Here is a 17467-nt window from a genome sequence, read left to right as displayed (position 1 = left end):
GCGTGGAGTGGCGAGGCGCCCTGGGTGGCGCTGGGGGGCGACGGCATGCGGGCCGCCGTTGTCTTCCGAGGCCCCGAGGGGTGCCTCTGGTGCTTCGGCGAGACGGTGCGGCACCTGGGCTCGCCCCCGGATGGGGCGCTGGGCGTGGCCGTGGGGACGCTGGGAGCGCTCGTGTTTCAGCGGCTGCGGTTGGGCCTGGGCCCCGCGCTGGGCGGCCGGTGGTTGGTGGCACCTGGAACCGTGGAGGAGATGGAAATGCGCAGGTGCTCGCGCTGCGCGGGCCGTGAGCCGCCCGCCGAGTCGTGAGTCACTGGCCCGAGCACATCCTCGACGAGGTGGGACGTCACCTGGAGGCCGCGTATCCGTTCGAGGGCTGTGGGGTGATCCTCCGCGCGGAGGGGTCGGGCGCCCTGCGGATCCGCCCCCTGCGCAATGCCGCCGACAACCCACGCGTGGCGTACGCCTTCGCGCCCGAGGAGTGGCTGGCCGTCTGCATGGACGCGGATGTACGGTCAGAGCGAGTGGTGTGCGTGTTCCACTCGCATGTGGATGCACCGGCCACCTTCTCCCGGGAGGACCTGCTGCGGGCGGCTCCGGAGGGGCATCCGTTGCTCCCAGATGTTTCCTATCTCATCGGATCCGTACATCGCGGCTGTGTTCACTACGTGTCGGAGTATGAGTGGCTTGAGGGAAACTTCGTGTTACGAACGGGCTGAAAGTGCATTGCAGAAACGAAAAAGCCTTGTCTGAGCAAGCACTTGAATGCCCGTCACCCCCACCTGCGGAAAGGTGGGCGCGAATTGTCAAGTCGCCGGGTTTTCGTCTATAACCGCGTCCATCTTCTGGATCTGCGGCGTCCATACGCAGCTTGCAAGAAGTGCTCCGGACGCAGGGAGTAGACGACCCATATGGCCTCCAACACTGGTTTCACCCTCTGGCTGACCGGCATGTCCGGTACCGGGAAGAGCACCACCGCCGCCTACATCGCCGCGCGCTTGCGGCAGGTGGGTCGCAACGTCGAGATCCTCGACGAGGGTGAACTTGGCGAGGCGCTGTGGGCGGGGCTGGGGGATGGCAAGGAGGACCGTATCACCGTCGTGAAGCGGCTGGGCTTCGTGGCGAACCTGCTGACGCGAAACGGCGTGGCGGCGCTGGTACCCTGCGTGAGCCCGTACAAGCCGGGCCGTGAGGAGAACCGCCGGTCGATTGGTCGCTACGTGGAAGTCTACGTCGACTGCCCGACCGAGAAGCTCATCGAGCGCGACAGCACGGGCCGCTACAAGAAGGCGCTCAACGGGGAGATCCCCAACTTCATCGGCATCACCGAGCCGTATGAGCCGCCCAACTCGCCGGAGGTCACCATCCACTCCAACGTGGAGTCGGTGGAGGACGGCGCGGCGAAGATCTTCCAGTCGCTTCTGGACCTCGGCTACATGAGCACCGAGGAGCTGAAGGTCATCACCGGCAAGAAGATGAAGGCCAACCCGCTCCCCGCGAAGGGGGAGAAGGCTGAGAAGGCCGAGAAGGGTGGCGCCAAGGCCCGCCGCGCCGAGGAGTCCAAGCCCGCGGCGAAGGCGCCGAAGGCGGACAAGGGCGCCAAGGCCCGTCCGGCCACGCGCGCGGCCCGGGTGGCGAAGCCGGCCGCGGCGGCGAAGAAGGCCGCGAAGCGGAAGGCTCGCTAGGCGGCTGGGCTTCCGGGCCCGGTGTCATTTCCAAAGGGGCTCCAGGTTGCCGCGCGGCGCGCGTGCAATCCGGGGCCCCTCCGTTTTAGGAGAGCCTCATGTTGAGCCCCGAGCGGATCAAGTCCCTGTGTGAGTCGTCGCGCCCCAAGCTGGAGTTGATGCGTGCCGCGCTGCGGGCCCATGGCAGCGCGCTGGTGGCGTTCTCCGGCGGTGTGGATTCGACCTTCGTGCTGAAGGTGGCGGTGGAGGAGCTGGGCGACCGGGCGCTCGCGCTCACCGCGCTGTCCGCGTCCGTGGCGCCGGAGGAGGCCGACGAGGCCCGCGAGCTGGCGACGCGGCTGGGCGCCCGGCACGTGGTGCTGGGCAGCAACGAGCTGGCGAACCCGCAGTACGCGGCCAACCCGACGAACCGCTGCTACTTCTGCAAGACGGAGCTGTACGACATCTGCGAGGCGCAGCGGAAGTCGCTGGGGTTGGCGGTGGTGTTGGACGGCTTCAACGCGGACGACTTCAAGGACCACCGGCCCGGCCACAAGGCGGCGCAGGAGCACCAGGTGGTGTCGCCGCTGGCGCAGGCGGGGCTGACGAAGGAGGAGATCCGGGCGTGGAGCCAGTCGCTCGGGCTGCCGACGTGGGACAAGCCGCAGATGGCGTGCCTGGCGTCGCGGATTCCCTACGGCACGGCGGTGACGCGGGATCGGCTGCTGCAGGTCGCCGCCGCCGAGTCGGAGCTGCGCAAGCTGGGCTTCCGACAGTTCCGCGTGCGGTACCACCAGGACGTGGCGCGGCTGGAGGTCGCGGCGGAGGAGTACGAACGCTTCCTCGCGGCGGACGTGCGGCAGAAGATCAACACCGCGTTCCTGGCGCTGGGGTTCAAGTTCGTGGCGTTGGATCTGGAGCCGTTCCGCTCGGGCCGCATGAATGACGCGGCGGGTGTGGCGCGGCCGGGGGGCACAGGCAAGCCGGAGGGCTTTTCACTGCCCGTGGTGAGCTGAGCCGCGTCTCCTTGGCGGTGCCGTGAGGCTCGGGCGCGGCTCACATCCCAGTGACGAGGTGGATGCCGCGCTCCCGTGCCAGGGCGCTCCGGGCCTCTGTGGAAACCGCGGTTCCGCGCAGGTCGAGTTCCCGCAGGTGTGGCAGCTTGTGCAACGCCGGGAGGCCCGCGTCGGTGACTTTCGTGCGCGTCAGGTAGAGGGTTCGGAGCGAACGGGGGAGGTGGCCAAGCATCTCGTCGCCGGTGCGGACGCCGGCGACGCTCAGCCAGACGAGTTTCGTGAAGCCCTGGAGCGCTTTCTGGCCCTCTGAGTCCAACCTCGTCGCGCCGAGGTCGAGCGTCGTGAGTCGGGCAAGGGTGTGCAGGCGCGTCAGGCCAGAGCCATTGATGAGAGTCCCCGCGACATGGATTGCCTCCAGCTCTGTCCATTCGGCGAACTGGCCCAGCCCCGCGTCCGTGAGGAGGGTGCGTTCGGCTTTCAATGAATGGAGGCCGGGAAAGGCCTGCCGTATGGAGGGCACCCATTCGTCGGTGAACCCGGTCTTGCTCAAGTCCAGGTGTCGCAGGAGTGGGCGGGAACCCAGGTGGTTCAGCGCCTCCGGGCCAATCGGCGTGTGGCTGAGCGCGAGTCGCGTCAGTTGGCTGAGGGGAGCGAGTGCCGTGAGGGAATCGTCCGTCAGCGCGAGCCCTGAGAGCCAGAGTGATTCGAGCGCCACCAGGGTGCTCAATTCTTGAAGTCCCGTGCCCGTGATGGCGGTGCGCGAGAGGTCAAGCTCTCTCAGCTCGTTGAGTCCTCGAAGATGGCGCAGCGCTGAGTCGCCCACGAGCGTGTCGTCGAGGTGAAGCGCTTCCAGTCGAGAGAGGCCCGCGAGGTGGCGAAGTCCTGCGCCTCGGATTCGCGCCTTGCTGAGAACCAGCGCACGAAGCGCGGGCAGTTTCGCGAGGTGGAGCAAGCCGGCGTCCGTCACCTGAGTGCTGCCCAGGTGGAGGGCTTCCAGTTCACGGAGTCCCGTGATGTGCAAGAGGCTGGCGTCTGAGGCAGCGGTACGCGCGAGGCCCAGCCGCCGAAGGGAGGGCATGGCGCTGAGGCCGCGGAGGCCGGCATTCGTGACTTTCGTTCCGCTGAGGTTGAGCGTGTGCAACGGGGCGCCCGGCAGCACTGCGAGGACGGTGTCGTCCACCGCGGTATCTGACAGGTCGAGTTCCTCCAGCCCCGGTTGCCTCGCGAGGAATCCAAGTCCCTGGGGGGATACGGCTGTTCCGGCGAGGGTTACTCGACGCAGGGTGGTGTGCTCTGACAGCGACGCAAGGCCTGCGTCGGAGACCGGCGTTTCGTCCAGCCGCAGCACTGCCAGTCGTCGCATTCGTTTGAGAGGAGCCAGCCCCACGTTGGTGACTCGGGTGGCATTGAGGTGCAGGGCTTCGAGCTGGGTCGCGTTTTCCAGCGAGGCGAGGTGCGCATTGCCGAAGTCCGTGCCAGACACCTGAAGCGCGACGACACCAGACTCCTGGAGCAGGGCCACGAGCAGCTCAGGGGCTGGAACGCCGACCGCGCCAAAGGACAATTCGGGCACGTGATGCTCGCGCAACACGGCGGCGATTTCGCGAGCCTCCGCTTCGGTACGCACGGGGCGCAAGGGTTCTGCGTACCAGTTGCCCGTGTCAGGTGGGGCGAAGCCTTCGGGCCCTGGTGGCAACTGCCCGAACTCAGCGCTTGTCCCATCCGGTTCGAGGCGGAACACCGTGAGGAGCGGCTTGGGAGCCGTCACTACGACGGGGATCGAGGAAGGAGCGGGAATGACGGGCGTGGGACGGGTGGCGCAGGCCGCCATGATGAGAAACAGTCCAGCGAGTCGCAGGGTTCCCGAGTGCATGGAGTCAGAACAGCCCCTCCATGCACTCAGGTCAAGGCGCAAGCACAGGGGCTTGCTCGATGCGGCGGCGCAGAGCCCGGAAACGTGCCCTTCGACTTCAGCTACTGGGTAGTGCCGGTACCAGTCGCGACTCCACGGAGCATGCCTTCAGAGGTGTCGTATCTCTGAAGAGTGACTTCCGCGGTGAAAGGGAACGGCTGGCTGACAGGAATTTGTTCGGAGTCCAAGACTCCTCGGAACAGGTGTCGCCCAGTCATTTGCAGATGGTACGGGGTATTGCCTGTAGTGCTCATTCCCATCGTCGTGAAGTTGTCGAAGTAGATGAGATTCGATTCGCCTCGGTTCAACTCGAATCTGGCTGTGTCACCGCTTAGATATCTTGCAATATGATCATGCAGCAGCGCGGAGTAGGGGCCCCCGAACTGGACGACGAGCTCATTCGTAGCCACCGAGAGTCCTCGCCAGTAGTTGCGACTCAGGTAGGCGAATTCGAAGCTGATGGTAAATGGCACCTCCTGCCCGACCAATTCGGCGTACTCACTGGGCGGGTCTCGTGGCGAATGATCAGTGAATCGCATGGTGCCTGTTATCCAGCCACCCTCATCGACCGTGATGCCCACGTTCGCGTTGCCGTCCGCGGGGAGCTTGAACAGGAATCGAATTTCGCGCATGTCCCGCTCCGCGAGGGAGAACGCCATCGGGTTGGGAGAAATCAGCTGCACTGGCACGATCTCGGATGGCGTGCCCACGCGTTCGACGTGCCAATCACCCTCGAGCTGGATGGAATAGGTTCCGGGCACCAACGGCACTTTCAGCGTGTCCGGTGACGTATCCGTGATCGTGAGCGACTCCGTCCCAGTGATGACGAAGGTCGCCCCCACGAGCCGGTACTGGACGCCATTGGGCGCGGTCGACACCAATGGCAGACGCATCACTCCTTCGGTCGCGCGAATCGGTGTGTACGGCCCGGTTGACGAAGACTCCCCACACGCGGCGATCAGCATCGCGAGCGCGCACGCAGCCAGACTCAACTTTTGCATGACTCCCCCTTGGGACGGACACGACCCTACGGAGGCGGAGTAACACTGTCAAACAGGGGAGAGATGGGTGGAGCCTGACTCCAGGCGCCTCACCGCTGGTCGCGTCGGATGACTGCCGGAGTCAGCCCGGTGAGTTTGTGGAACACCGTGGTGAAGTGGCTTTGTGAGCTGAAGCCAACCGCGAGCGCGATGTCCCCCAATGGCAGTGATGAGTTGCTCAACAGGTCGCGCGCTCGTTCCACGCGTCGTTGCTGCACCCAGACGTGCGGTGTCATGCCTGTGGACTGGCGGAAAGCGCGGGTGAAATGAAAGACGCTCAATCCGGAGCGCTGGGCGAGCGCCCCTACACGGATTGGCTCCGCAAGGTGCGCCTCCACGTAAAGCTGCACGCGGCGAAGTGCGGCGGGGGAGAGCCCGCCTCGCTGGCGTGCCGCCCGTGAAGTCCCCGGCTCCTGGAGCAGCCTGGCCACCCGGGTCGCGTGTCGGTCCTGGATGGCTCTCGCCGCTTTCAGGAACCCCGCGACGATTCGCAGGTGCTCCTCCGGCAGCCCTGCCATGAGCTGGTGGCCGTCCGCCTGCAGGGGACCCCAGAGGGTGTCGATCCACTCGCGCGCATGCGAGGTGAGCACCAGCCGCTGGCCACCACCGGCCGCTTCTCGCTGGACGTAGCCCGCAAGCTCCAGCCGCGCCACGTCGGCTTCGCGGGCAACGGCGCCCAGGGGCGTGGGGCCTCCAAAGTGAATCTGCGTCAGGCACGCGAGGTCCGCGCGCCCGAGCGCCAGGACCTTCCCGACGGTGGCATCGAACTCCGCGGACGCATCCTGGAACTGCACGACGTCCGAACCAATCTGTTCGAGCAGGGCGGGCCGGGGGCTCATCGGGAACTCCGCAGGAAGGCGAAAAACGGCGCAAGGGCACGAAAGACGCTCGCGTGCCGGAAACGCATCCTGGCGCCATGATCAACCTGAAGCACTCCGTCGCGGCAACCGTCCTGTGGCTTTTCGTCGTCGTCCTGGGCATCGCCTTCGGCGCGGGGCTCTACGAGCACCGCGTCTCGTTGCCCCGATGGCTCGACACCCCGGGCGGACACTGGTCAGCCCAGGCCGCGCGGCAGGACAACGTGGGACTCCGCTTCTGGGCCTTCGTCACCACGGGGCCGCTGACGCTGCTCACCCTGGCGAGCCTCTATTTCGCATCCCAGGCCACCGGCGCGCTGCGCGTCTGGTGGCTCGGGGCCGCGTTGGCGGCGTTGGCCGACCGGCTCCTGACCTTCTCGTACTTCATCCCGACGATGGTCCGGCTGCTGGATGCTCCCGACAACGCCGCCGCAGTGGAGACCGCGGTGACGTGGGCGCGGATGAACCACCTGCGTCATGTGCTCAGCGCGGGGGCCTGGTTCTCGGCGCTCCAAGCCCTGTCCTGGCTCCGGTGGAAGGGTGGGGCGTGATCAGAACGTCCGATTCCGTGCGCGCACCGTGCCCCTGGCCGCCTCGCCAGGGGAGGGGACCACGGACTGGCACATCCTCGGGCGCTGACCCTGATAGAAACGTGATCCGCGCCATGGCCCGCGATCACTCCACATTCCTCAGGGTGGGTTCCCGCCTGACACGCCGCGTCCACACCCTGATCAGCGCCTGTGCCGTGCTCCTGCCCGCGGCAGCCGGCGCGGCGGAGTACGTGGACGCGCCGTACGCGGAACGACGGGCCTTCTCGCTGATCCTCGGCCCCGGCGCCTCCTACACCGAGTCCATTGATCGCTCAGAGTCCGACGCGAAGCGTGGTGGGGACGCGCACCTGGACCTCGGGGGCAGCCGGACCGTGGGCTACGACGGGGACGAGGTCTTCGTCGTGATCCGCGGCAGCCTGCGCGGCCCCGATCTATCGGTGGCCGGCGGCTTCCGGAACTTCTACGGCGATGGGTCCTGGCAGACCTTCTATGATCTGGGCCTGCTGATCAGGCCGTTTTCTGGGCCATGGCTGGGGCCTCGCGTAGCGTTGGGCGTGCGACACACCTTCTCCGAGCGGCTTGCGGTGTTCGGGGGACTCGGGCTTGCGCTCGGGTTCGGCGCGGGCCTGCGCGGAGACGCGGAAGCCTTCACTGGGGTTCAGTGGATCTTCCCGGTCGGATCGAAGTGAATTTCTTGCGATCAGACCGACTTGTGAGAATGTGTGCGCATCTGTAGGAGGTCGCGCACATGGACATGAATCCCCGTCTTACCTCAGTGGTCTTCCGGCTCAACCGCGAGAAGCTCGACGCCCTCAAGGACCTGTCGCGCACCACGCGCATCCGTCAGAGCGAGTACCTCCGCGAGGCCATCTCCGATCTGCTCGCGAAGTACGAAGAGCGGCTCGTCGACTGAAGACGGCCGTCCGGGCCCCACCGCGCGTTACCCGATGTGGAAGGGTGGCTCCAGCGGAAGCCCCGGGGGATGGAGACGCTCCCCGGCGGTGAAGGGGTCCACTTGGGGAGGGTAGCGAACCTCCCAGAGCACGAGGCCGTGAGCGGGCGCCTTGAAGCCTTCCATGGCCTGACCCGTCTCGAGTGCCGCGAGCCACGCCTCTTCCGGCAGCAGCCCCGCGGCCACCTTCAACGCGCTCCCCACCAAATAGCGGATCTGGTAGCGCGCGAAGCCGTCCCCGCGCAGCCGAGCCTCGTAGAGCCCACCGCCCAGCGCGTGCAGGGTGGCGGACTCCAGCGTGCGCGGCTTGCGTGGACTGGACTTCTCATGGAACGCGATGAAGTCCCGCGTCCCTTCCGCTGAACGCAGCAGCGCCGCCAACCGCTCCGGCGTCACCGCCGTGGCCTGGAGCAGCGGCTCCGCGGACACGTCCAGCGCATAGGGCGCCCATTCGGGCATCACGGCCCCGCCCAACTGGAACCGGTAGCGGTACTCCTTGCCGCATGCGCTCCACTGCGCATGAAAGGACGTGGGCCGGCGCACCCCGCACAGGCCCAGGCCCGGTGGCAACCGGGGCGGGAGCCGCTTCTCCAGGGACTCCGCCGAGTCGCCCGCTTCCAGCCGGACGCTCACCACCTGCATCCGGGCGTGGACGCCCCGGTCCGTGCGCCCCGAAGGCATCAAGGTCGCCGGCACCCCCACGGACCGCAGCGCTTCTTCCAGGGCTGACTGGACGGTGGGGCCCTCGGGTTGGCGCTGGAAGCCGCGGAAGATTCCGCCGCGGTACCAGATCCACAGTGCGACGGGAATCCGCTTGGAGTTGGAGGGGAGCACGCCGTTGATTGGGTGTGGGGAACCACGGGATACTCGCGCGCAAAATGGCGGCTGGACAAGACCTTGCGGCGGACGTGGACGGACTCTGGCTCTTCAAGCATGGGGACCTCGTCCTGGGGCCCGTCAGTGGTGCTCAACTCGTGGAGAAGCTCACCTCGGGTGAGCTGACGCTGGACACCCTGGTGGCGCCCGCCGGAGAGCGGGACTTCCACCGCATGTCCGAGGTGGACGCCTTCCGCGTGCACGTGGCCCGGGCGGAGGCGCGCGCCCGCGTGGACGCCGCGGTCGTCGTGGAGCGGGCGAAGTCCGCGAAGCGCCTGAAGATTCTCGGCGGCGCCGCGGCGGCGGGCGTGGTGGTGCTGGGCATCGTCGGCATCCAGGTGGCGCGCAACGCCGCCGTCCACGGCTGGTTCGGCGGCGGCGAGGTCCAGACGGACGACTTCGAGATGGGCGAAATCACCATCCGCGTGGCCCAGGCCCGGGTGGATGACGAGGAGCTCTTCGAGTACCCCGGACATGGCGCGCGCCGTCCGGGCTCGGGCGAGCCGGGGGTGAAGCCCGCCACCGGCAGCAGCGGTCCGGGCAAGGTGGCCATGGCCTCCACCACCCGGGCGCCGGCGGACCGGAAGCCCCGCCCCGGGGGCAGCGTGACCACGGACCCGGATGGCATGGAGACGACGCAGCAGTTCGACCAGTCCGCCATCAACCAGGTGGTGGCCAGCAACAAGTCCACGCTCTTCCGCTGCTTCAAGGAAGAGGCGGAGCGCACGCCAGGCATCTACGCCAAGGTCCCCATGGAGTTCGTCATCGGGAACAATGGCCGGGTCAGCAAGCTGTGGGTGGACAACCATCAGTTCAAGAAGGGTCCACTCTACGAGTGCCTGCTGTCGGAGATGCAGAAGTGGCCGTTCCGCGCCTACGAAGGCGAGCAGGCGACGGTGGGCCTGTCGTTCACCATCGGCAAGCGGGGGTAGGGTCACTTTCTTGCCGGCACCCCGGGCATGCCCGATACCGTGGGCATGTCCGCCGCATCTGTTGCTGAGACCGAAATTGCGAAGAAGGCGCTGAGCGTCCCGCCGGGAACCTTCCGTCACACCGTGCTGACGGCCGCCAAGCGCTTCAAGTCCACCTGGGCCGAGCTGGGGAAGCTCCTGGTCCAGGTCCGGGACGAGGCCAAGTTCGAGGAGTGGGGCTACCCCTCCTTCGAGACCTATTGCCTCAAGGAACTGCACATCAAGAAGCAGACCGCCTTGAAGCTCACCCGCTCGTTCAGCTTCCTGACCAAGCACGAGCCCGAGGAGGAGCTCACCGCACAGGAGTTCCCCCAGCGCGCACCCGCATTCGAGGTCATCGAAGTCCTCGCGGACGCGGAGGAGCGGGGCCAGTTGTCGCCCACTGAATACAAGTCCCTGCGCGACAGCATCTGGAGCCCGGAGAAGAACCCGGCCGAGCTGAAGAAGGAGTTCGCCGAGCGCTTCCCCCGTCCCCCGCCGGAGCCGCCTCCGGAGAGCGCCCAGGTGCGGAAACTGGCGCAGATGGCCCGCAAGCTCGCGAGCGAGCTGTCTGGGAGCCGTCGGATTCCGAACGCCGTCGCCGAGCGGGCAGCCGCCCTGGCGGAAGATCTCGAGGACATCGCCTCGGGCGTGACGGACGCCTGAGCCGCTGTTACTGAACGCTGACCCGTTGGCCGGGGCTGTACGCTCGGCAACGGGCCTGTACCGCCGGGCTTCCTGCCCGAAGGGGAGGGCCCTATAGTGGTTCAGGGCCGCGTGGAAGGTGGGCCTGACGGCTGTTCGAGACGTGGGCAGGCCGTGCGGGTAGGGGAGCGGTGGACGGCGAAGGAGGCTCCGGGTGTCCGGAGCCGGCGAACTCGGAGGCGGCAGTGAAGAAGGAGCACCACGTCAACCTGTCTTGTTCGTTCTGCGGCAAGTCGCAGCGCGAGGTCCGCAAGCTCATCGCGGGCCCGACGGTCTACATCTGCGACGAATGCATCAAGCTGTGTAACGACATCATCGCGGACGAGAACGAGCGCGAGGAGGGCAAGCCCCAGGTCAGCTTGCCGACGCCGGCGGAGATCAAGGCGTTCCTCGACGACTACGTCATCGGACAGGACCAGGCGAAGAAGGTCCTCGCGGTGGCGGTGTACAACCACTACAAGCGCATCTATCAAAAGAAGCCGAACTCCCGGCCGCGTCCAGGCGTGAAGGGCCCCACCGGCGAGGAAGTGGAGCTGAGCAAGAGCAACATCCTGCTCATCGGTCCCACGGGAAGTGGCAAGACGCTGCTGGCCCAGTCGCTGGCGCGCTTCCTCAACGTGCCCTTCACCATCGCCGACGCCACCAGCCTCACCGAGGCCGGCTACGTGGGCGAGGACGTGGAGAACATCATCCAGAACCTCCTCCACAACGCCGACTACGACGTGGAGAAGGCCTCGCGCGGCATCGTCTACATCGACGAGATCGACAAGATCGCCCGCAAGGGTGACATGCCCAGCGCCACCCGCGACGTGGGCGGCGAGGGTGTGCAGCAGGCCCTGCTGAAGATCATCGAAGGCACCCGGGCCAACGTCACGCCGCGCGGCGGGAAGAAGTACAACCAGCAGGAGTACGTCCAGGTCGACACGACGAACATCCTGTTCATCTGCGGCGGCGCCTTCCACGGCATCGACGGCGTCATCAAGCGCCGCGTGGGCGAGAAGGGCCTCGGCTTTGGCGCGAAGATCACCCACCGCGAGGAGCGCAGCGTGGGTGAGCTGCTGGCGCTGACCGAGCCGGAAGACCTCATGCGCTTCGGCATGATTCCGGAGTTCATCGGCCGCCTGCCGATGATCGCCACGCTGAACGATCTGAAGGAAGAGGACCTGGTCATCATCCTCTCCCAGCCGAAGAACGCGCTGGTGAAGCAGTACCAGAAGCTCTTCGAGTTCGAGAAGGTGAAGCTGACCTTCACCAAGGAGGCGCTGCGCGCCATCGCCCGCGAGGCGATGCGCCGCCACTCCGGAGCGCGCGGTCTTCGCGCCATCCTGGAGGATGCCATGCTGGAGATCATGTACGACGTGCCGTTCCGCGAGGGCGTCAAGGAGTGCAAGATCACCGAGCAGGTCATCACCAGGCACGAGGCGCCCCAGCTCGTCATGGAGAAGGAGAAGAAGACGGCCTAGCGGCGGTCTCCCTTCTCCGGGTGTCCCAAGGCCCTGCTTTCCTCACGGAAGGCGGGGCCTTCGTTTTCAGGGCGCGGGCAGCGTGACGATGAACTCGGCCCCGGCGCCGGGCGCGCTCTCCACGCGGAGGTCGCCCTGGTGCTCCTGGACGATGTCGTGGCACAGCGAGAGCCCCAGCCCCGTGCCCACGCCCGCGGGCTTGGTGGTGAAGAAGGGGTGGAAGAGCTTCTCGCGGAGGTCCTCGGGGATGCCCGGCCCGTTGTCTCGGATGCGCAGCTCCACCTTGCTTCCGACGCGGCGGGTGCTCAGGTGCACCTGGGGCATGAAGCCCGCGCCGGCCTGCTGTTGATGTTGCGCCGCGGCGTAGAACGCGTTGTCGAGGATGTTGGTGAGCATCCGGCTGATGTCGCTGGCCACCAGCTCCACGACGCCCACGGTGGGGTCTAACGTGGTCTCCACCTTCACGCTGGCCCCGCCGGGACGGCTGCGCAGGCCCTGCACCGCCAGATTCATACTGTCGCGCACCAGCAGGTTGAGGTCCGACTTGGAGCGGGTGCCCTCCGACTTGCGCGAGTGCCGGAGCATCGTCTTGATGATGTCCGAGGCACGTGTGCCGTGGCTGTGGATGCGCTGGGCGTTCTGCTTCAAGTCCTGGAGCGTCTCCAGCACGTCCTCGCGGGCCTCGCTGTCGAGCCGGTCCGCCAGGCCCTTCAGCGTCTCCTCCAACTCGCCGGCCAGCCGTGAGGACAGGTTCGAGAAGTTGTTCACGAAGTTGAGCGGATTCTGGAGCTCATGGGCGATGCCCGCGGTGAGCGCGCCCAGGGACGCGAGCTTCTCCTGCGCCACGAGCTGGCGCTGCATCTCCTGAAGCCGGGTGAGCGTCTCCGCCAGCTCGGCGTTCTTGTGCTGGATTTCGGCGGTGCGCTCCTCCACGCGGCGCTCCAGCGTGCGGCTGTACTCCTCCAGGCTGGCGTAGAGGTCGGCGTTCTCCAGGGAGATGGCCGCCTGGAACGACAGCAGGCGCAGCACCTCCAGCCGCTCCGGGGTGAAGGCGCCCCGCGTGGCGTCGTTCTCCAGGTAGAGCACACCCGTGAGCGAGCCCTGCTTCAAGAGCGGGCTGCACAGCAGGGACTTGGGCTGGGCGCTGCGGACGTAGGGGTCCTCGGAGAACGGCTCTTCCGCTGAGGCGTCGTGGAGGAGCACTGTCTCTCCGGTGCGCACCACGTAGTGGATGATGGAGGTCGGCAGCGACGCGGAGGACTCCATGGGGATGGGCGCCTCGAGCACCACGCCATCGCCGTCCACGGAGCCTTCCGCCGCGATGACCAGGCCCTCTGTCCGTTTCAGCAGCAGCAGGCCCCGGCGCGCGCCCGCGTTCTCGATGACCAGCGTCATCAGCTTGCGCAGCAGCTTGCCCAGGACGATTTCGCCGGACAGCGCGCGCGCCGTCTTGATGACGGACGCCAGGTCCAGCGCGGCCAGTGACGCTTCGGTGGGGGCATCCGTGCGCGTGGGCGTGGGGGCGGACGGCAAGAGCCGGGGGTGCTCCCGCTCCAGCCGAGCCACGACGGCGCGGGCCCCCCAGCGCAGGTAGGCGGCGCGGGCTTCCTCCAGGTAGGTGCGGGCCACGCGCTCGCGGGCTTGCGTCAGGTGGAACCGTGCCGCGGCCTCGCAGGCCACGCCTTCGTCGAGCGACAGGCCGTACTGGCGCGCCAGCCGGATGGCCCGGTCATAGGCATCCGCGGCCGAGTCCCCCTGGCCGTCCAGGCGGGCCCGCTCCGCGTCCAGCAGCTCCGCGCGGGCGCCGTAGTTCATGGGGGCGATGCGGGCCCATCCGCGCATGGACTTGCGGATGGCGTCGATGGCCCGTGACGAGCGAATCCGGTCCAGCGGCCCCAACGTCGGGTGGACCGCCATGAGCGCCAGGCCTTGGAAGAACTTGTACCAGGGCAGGTAGATCTGCCCGGCGATGAGCTCCACCTGGGCGTCCACCGCCGCGGCGCTCTCCAGCGCTCCGCGCGCATCGCCCCACAGCCAGCGGCGCAGGGTGCGTAGCACGTCGCAGGTGGCAATGCCGTTGCCGTAGTCGAGCTGCCGGTACGGCGTGACCAGCTCCTCCTCGCGGGCCTCCACGTTGCCGGTGAAGGCACCCGTGAGGGAGTCGAGCGTGTGCCGCATGTACTCGGTGAAGAGCACGTTCTTGTGGCGGTGGGTGGCCAGGATGTCCCGGTACCGGTCCATGCGCGGGCCACCGTCGGCCAGGCCGTCCCGGGCGATGAGGGCAGTGGCACAGCCCGCGCTGGACGCATAACCGAAGTATTCGATGTCGCCCGTCTCCTGGCCCTTCTGCGCGGCGGCGAGGAAGTCGCCGACGCAGGCGGACAGCGGCTCCTTCCAGTGCCGGATGAAGAGGTTGAAGACGAAGGTCACCATGGCCCGCAGGCTCTCCGCCTGGAAGCGGTCCAGCGTCTTCAGCGCCAGCCGGCCATAGCGGAAACCTTCCTCGGGGTTGCCCAGGTGCACGCTCAGCATCAGCCCGTAGCCCACGTAGCCGAACGCGGCCACGCCCGTGGCGCCGTGGCGGATGGTGAGCTGGAGCACGCGGAGCACCACCAGCGGAAAGAGCAGCGGGCGGGCCATGAAGGCCAGGGAGGACAGCTTCACCAGCAGCCGCAGTGTGGCGAGCAGGAGCGGGTCGGTGCACTCGGGGAGGGCAGCCAGGTCCTCGGGCTTGCGCAGGCCCAGGCGCAGCTTCGTCTTCGCCACCGCGGCCAGCACATGGGGTTGCTTTGGATTCGCGGGCAGGGGCTGGCCCAGCTTGCGCAACACCTCCAGGCCCAGGTCCACGCCGCGTGAGTGCTCGCCCCGGTGTGCGAGGCATTGGAGCCGGACCTCCTGCACGCGGACTTCCTCCGCGCTGTCCACCGCATGGGCCAGCGCCGCCGCTGCCAACCGCTCCATCAGGTCGAAGTCCGCGTCGAGGTACGCCGCTTCGGCCGCGTCGACGTGAAGGTCGAAGGTGAGCCGCCGGTCCTTCCGCCAGCCATCGTCGCCGAGCAGGGAGAGGCCCGTGTTCAACAGGCGCAGGGCCGCGGACCAGGCGCCTCGGGATTTGGCGCTGCGGCCGGCGCGCAGGTCCAGCTCCGCCACGCGGTGGCGCTCCTGCTCGTCGTGGAGCACGGGCAACGCCAGGTGGAAGTGGCTGACGAGCTCCGGGAGTTCTTCGTCGAGCCGCTCCGGGGGCGTGTGCCGCAGGAGCAGCCGGCCGATGCGGGCATGGATCTCCGGATGCACGTCCGCCGGAATCAGCTCCAGTGCGGCCTGCTGCACGCGGTCATGGGTGAACTGATACGTGCCCCCGCTGTCGAGGTCGGCGTCGTCAATGGGCGCCACCAGGCCCGCCTGGAGCACTTCGACGAGCCCCTTCTCGGCCTCCTCATCCGTACGCTCCAGGACGATGGCCAGACTGTGCAGGTCGAACAGATGGCCCAGTGCCGCGGCGATGGGCAGCAGTGCCTGCGCGGCAGAGCTCAGCTCTCGGATGCGGGAGGTGAGCAGGGCCACCACGCCGTCACTGAAGTCCTGTCCACGCAGCGCGCTGGCATCCCACCGGAAGCCACCGCCTTCCGCGTCGAAGCGCACCAGCCCGCGCTCGTAGAAGGTGCGCAGCAGTTGCACCGCGTGGAACGGGTTGCCTTCCGTCAGCGACAGCACCAGGTCGTCGAGTTGCGCGTCGGGTTGTCCCTCGGCGGGAGGGAACACGTCCGCGACCAGCCTCGTCACGTCCTTGGGCGACAGCGGCGCCAGGTCGATGCGGTGGACCGGCGTGCCGTGGTCGTGTAGCGCGCGGGCAAGGGACTCCACGGGATGGTCGGGGCTCAGCTCTTCGGAGCGGCAACCCGCGACCACGAGCAGGTGTTCGATGTCCCGATCCGTCAGGAGCAGCCGCAACAACTGGAGGCTGGTGCTGTCCGCCCAGTGGAGGTCGTCCAGGACGAGCACCAGGGGATGCTCCCGCGTGGCGAGCGCGGCCACCAGCTTGCGCAGGACCAGTTGGAAGCGCAGCTCCGACTCCGCGGGCCCCAGCTCGGGCACGGGGGGCTGGTCGCCGAGCACCAGTGCCATGCGAGGCACCGCGTCCACCACCAGTCGGCCCATTCCGCCCACGGCTTCGAGGAGGCGGTGTCGCCAGCTCTCCAGGTCCTGCTCCTGTTCGCCGAGCAGTCCGCGCGCCACCTCACGGAAGGCCTCGAAGATGCCGCTGTAGGGCGTATCGCGGAGGAGCTGGTCGTACTTGCCGCGCGCAAAGTGGCCCTGCCGCTCCGTGACGGGGCGCTTGAGTGTCCCGGTGAGGGCGGACTTGCCCATGCCCGCGGCCCCGGAGACGAGGACGAAGCCGGAGCGACTGGAGGCTGCGCGCTCGAAGGCCTCGCGCAGGGCCGCCTGCTGGGGTTCGCGGCCGTACAGTTTCTCGGGGACGGCGAAGCGCTCGGGGACGTCCTTGGCGCCCAGGGCGAACGGGGCGACGGGCCCCGGGGCCTCCAGGGCACTCAGGCATCGCTGGAGGTCCGCCACGAGCCCATAGGCGCTCTGGTAGCGGTCCTCGGGGGACTTGGCGAGGAGCTTGAGGGCGATGTCGGAGAGGGGCTGGGGGAGCCCGGGCTCGACGGTGACGGGCGGAGCCGGGGTGAGGGCGACGTGGGCGTGGATGAGGCCCAGCGCATCCGTGTCCGCGAAGGGGCGGCGTCCGGTGAGCAGCTCGTAGAGCACCACGCCCATGGAATAGAAGTCGCCGCGCGAGTCCACGCTGCGGTGGGTGCGTCCCGTGCCTTCGGGCGAGAGGTATTCGAGCGTGCCCTCCAACCGCTCGGGGGCGAGCGGAGCGACCTCGGCGCGGGGCCTGCGCGTGGCAAGGGTGAATCCAGTGAGCTTCACGGACTCGCCATCCGTTCCCACGAGGATGCTGCTGGGGTTCAAGTCCCGGTGGAGGATGCCCTGCTCGTGGATGGCACCCAGGGCGCGCGCCAACGACAGCGCGATACGGCATGCGGCGCGCGGCTCCACGCGCCCTTGTGACAGGCGTTGGGCCAGCGTCGCATCACCGAAGCCTTCCAGGATGAGCACGGGCGCGCCGTCCCGCGCTTCGGCCCACGCCAGGGGCCGCAGGACGCCGTCGAGACTCAGGGCGTTCGTCAGCTCCCACTCATGGCGAAGCCGCGTGGTGGCGGAGGGGAGCCGCGCCGCGTCGGGGACCTTGAGGATGACCGAGGCGCCGTCCTCCTCGCGTGTGGCGCGCAAGAGCTGGAAGGCTCCTGCGGTGGTGACCTCTCTGCCGATGCGGTAGCCGGGCACATCCATCATTGCTTCCACCCGTGCACGAAGGAGCGCACTCCCCGTTGAGGCGGGGAGGGTAGCCCTGGCACTGGGGGCTCGCAACAGAGCGCGGGCGATGTGAGGCCGGATGCCTGTCCGCGGACGGAGTGG

General features: G+C 67.9%; 14 protein-coding genes and 1 pseudogene. 10 read left to right on the top strand and 5 right to left on the bottom strand.

The genetic code is table 11. From position 1 onward, the window contains the following. The 4 genes and pseudogenes from FMQ63_RS30545 to larE all read left to right on the top strand — a co-directional run. Positions 1-306: pseudogene (locus tag FMQ63_RS30545) on the top strand (ThiF family adenylyltransferase); the annotation flags it as partial. Beyond that, on the top strand, positions 303-716 hold the full coding sequence (locus tag FMQ63_RS30540) for a Mov34/MPN/PAD-1 family protein (RefSeq protein WP_011554072.1): 414 nt from the start codon (positions 303-305) through the stop codon (positions 714-716). The pseudogene FMQ63_RS30545 and the gene FMQ63_RS30540, both read left to right, overlap by 4 nt. Before the next feature lie 192 nt (positions 717-908). Continuing rightward, the gene (gene cysC / locus FMQ63_RS30535) at positions 909-1682 is read left to right on the top strand and encodes an adenylyl-sulfate kinase (protein ID WP_011554071.1); all 774 of its coding nucleotides are present in this window, start codon (positions 909-911) and stop codon (positions 1680-1682) included. Positions 1683-1780: 98 nt separating this feature from the next. Next, positions 1781-2677: an ATP-dependent sacrificial sulfur transferase LarE gene (gene larE, locus FMQ63_RS30530; RefSeq protein ID WP_011554070.1), complete on the top strand. Its 897-nt coding sequence runs from the start codon at positions 1781-1783 to the stop codon at positions 2675-2677. Positions 2678-2717: 40 nt separating this feature from the next. Here larE and FMQ63_RS30525 read toward each other — a convergent pair whose 3' ends face one another. The 3 genes from FMQ63_RS30525 to FMQ63_RS30515 form a co-directional block, all read right to left on the bottom strand. Continuing rightward, positions 2718-4304 (bottom strand): hypothetical protein, encoded by a 1587-nt coding sequence (locus FMQ63_RS30525; RefSeq protein ID WP_228556522.1) that lies wholly within the window; start codon positions 4302-4304, stop codon positions 2718-2720. A 347-nt stretch (positions 4305-4651) separates the two neighbouring features. Then, the gene (locus FMQ63_RS30520) at positions 4652-5590 is read right to left on the bottom strand and encodes a hypothetical protein (protein WP_011554068.1); all 939 of its coding nucleotides are present in this window, start codon (positions 5588-5590) and stop codon (positions 4652-4654) included. An 89-nt stretch (positions 5591-5679) separates the two neighbouring features. Further along, complete coding sequence (locus tag FMQ63_RS30515; RefSeq protein ID WP_011554067.1) at positions 5680-6468, bottom strand: AraC family transcriptional regulator; 789 nt, start codon at positions 6466-6468, stop codon at positions 5680-5682. Between the two features lie 77 nt (positions 6469-6545). Here FMQ63_RS30515 and FMQ63_RS30510 point away from each other — a divergent pair, with 77 nt between their 5' ends. The 3 genes from FMQ63_RS30510 (at position 6546) to FMQ63_RS30500 (ending at position 7950) form a co-directional block, all read left to right on the top strand. Then, complete coding sequence (locus FMQ63_RS30510; RefSeq protein ID WP_171452192.1) at positions 6546-7037, top strand: DUF1772 domain-containing protein; 492 nt, start codon at positions 6546-6548, stop codon at positions 7035-7037. Positions 7038-7150: 113 nt separating this feature from the next. Next, positions 7151-7726, top strand: coding sequence for a hypothetical protein (locus FMQ63_RS30505; protein WP_020478338.1), 576 nt, complete (start codon positions 7151-7153; stop codon positions 7724-7726). 59 nt (positions 7727-7785) lie between these two features. Next, on the top strand, positions 7786-7950 hold the full coding sequence (locus FMQ63_RS30500; protein WP_011554065.1) for a ribbon-helix-helix domain-containing protein: 165 nt from the start codon (positions 7786-7788) through the stop codon (positions 7948-7950). A gap of 27 nt (positions 7951-7977) precedes the next feature. Here the strand turns inward: FMQ63_RS30500 and FMQ63_RS30495 are convergent, their stop codons facing one another. Further along, the gene (locus FMQ63_RS30495) at positions 7978-8823 is read right to left on the bottom strand and encodes a tRNA pseudouridine(38-40) synthase TruA (protein WP_011554064.1); all 846 of its coding nucleotides are present in this window, start codon (positions 8821-8823) and stop codon (positions 7978-7980) included. 44 nt (positions 8824-8867) lie between these two features. Between FMQ63_RS30495 and FMQ63_RS30490 the strand changes: the two genes are divergently transcribed. From FMQ63_RS30490 to clpX, 3 genes are all read left to right on the top strand, one after another. Continuing rightward, complete coding sequence (locus FMQ63_RS30490) at positions 8868-9797, top strand: AgmX/PglI C-terminal domain-containing protein (protein WP_026114231.1); 930 nt, start codon at positions 8868-8870, stop codon at positions 9795-9797. A gap of 27 nt (positions 9798-9824) precedes the next feature. After that, positions 9825-10481 (top strand): hypothetical protein, encoded by a 657-nt coding sequence (locus FMQ63_RS30485; RefSeq protein WP_011554062.1) that lies wholly within the window; start codon positions 9825-9827, stop codon positions 10479-10481. Positions 10482-10705: 224 nt separating this feature from the next. After that, positions 10706-11983, top strand: a complete 1278-nt coding sequence (gene clpX, locus FMQ63_RS30480; RefSeq protein ID WP_011554061.1) for an ATP-dependent Clp protease ATP-binding subunit ClpX — start codon at positions 10706-10708, stop codon at positions 11981-11983. Positions 11984-12049: 66 nt separating this feature from the next. Here clpX and FMQ63_RS30475 read toward each other — a convergent pair whose 3' ends face one another. After that, positions 12050-17344 (bottom strand): trifunctional serine/threonine-protein kinase/ATP-binding protein/sensor histidine kinase, encoded by a 5295-nt coding sequence (locus tag FMQ63_RS30475; protein WP_011554060.1) that lies wholly within the window; start codon positions 17342-17344, stop codon positions 12050-12052. Between the last annotated feature and the right edge of the window lie 123 nt (positions 17345-17467).

Source organism: Myxococcus sp. CA005, from assembly GCF_006518205.1.
Lineage (GTDB): Bacteria > Myxococcota > Myxococcia > Myxococcales > Myxococcaceae > Myxococcus > Myxococcus xanthus.
Note: the sequence above shows the minus strand (reverse complement) of the source record. Positions and strands in the feature narration are given on the sequence as shown.

Bases quoted from the DNA above. Each gene is read 5' to 3' on its own strand.
- cysC (WP_011554071.1), top strand. From the start codon at position 909: ATGGCCTCCAACACTGGTTTCACCCTCTGGCTGACCGGCATGTCCGGT.
- larE (WP_011554070.1), top strand. From the start codon at position 1,781: ATGTTGAGCCCCGAGCGGATCAAGTCCCTGTGTGAGTCGTCGCGCCCC.
- FMQ63_RS30520 (WP_011554068.1), bottom strand. From the start codon at position 5,590: ATGCAAAAGTTGAGTCTGGCTGCGTGCGCGCTCGCGATGCTGATCGCC.
- FMQ63_RS30515 (WP_011554067.1), bottom strand. From the start codon at position 6,468: ATGAGCCCCCGGCCCGCCCTGCTCGAACAGATTGGTTCGGACGTCGTG.
- FMQ63_RS30510 (WP_171452192.1), top strand. From the start codon at position 6,546: ATGATCAACCTGAAGCACTCCGTCGCGGCAACCGTCCTGTGGCTTTTC.
- FMQ63_RS30505 (WP_020478338.1), top strand. From the start codon at position 7,151: ATGGCCCGCGATCACTCCACATTCCTCAGGGTGGGTTCCCGCCTGACA.
- FMQ63_RS30500 (WP_011554065.1), top strand. From the start codon at position 7,786: ATGGACATGAATCCCCGTCTTACCTCAGTGGTCTTCCGGCTCAACCGC.
- FMQ63_RS30490 (WP_026114231.1), top strand. From the start codon at position 8,868: ATGGCGGCTGGACAAGACCTTGCGGCGGACGTGGACGGACTCTGGCTC.
- FMQ63_RS30485 (WP_011554062.1), top strand. From the start codon at position 9,825: ATGCCCGATACCGTGGGCATGTCCGCCGCATCTGTTGCTGAGACCGAA.
- FMQ63_RS30475 (WP_011554060.1), bottom strand. From the start codon at position 17,344: ATGATGGATGTGCCCGGCTACCGCATCGGCAGAGAGGTCACCACCGCA.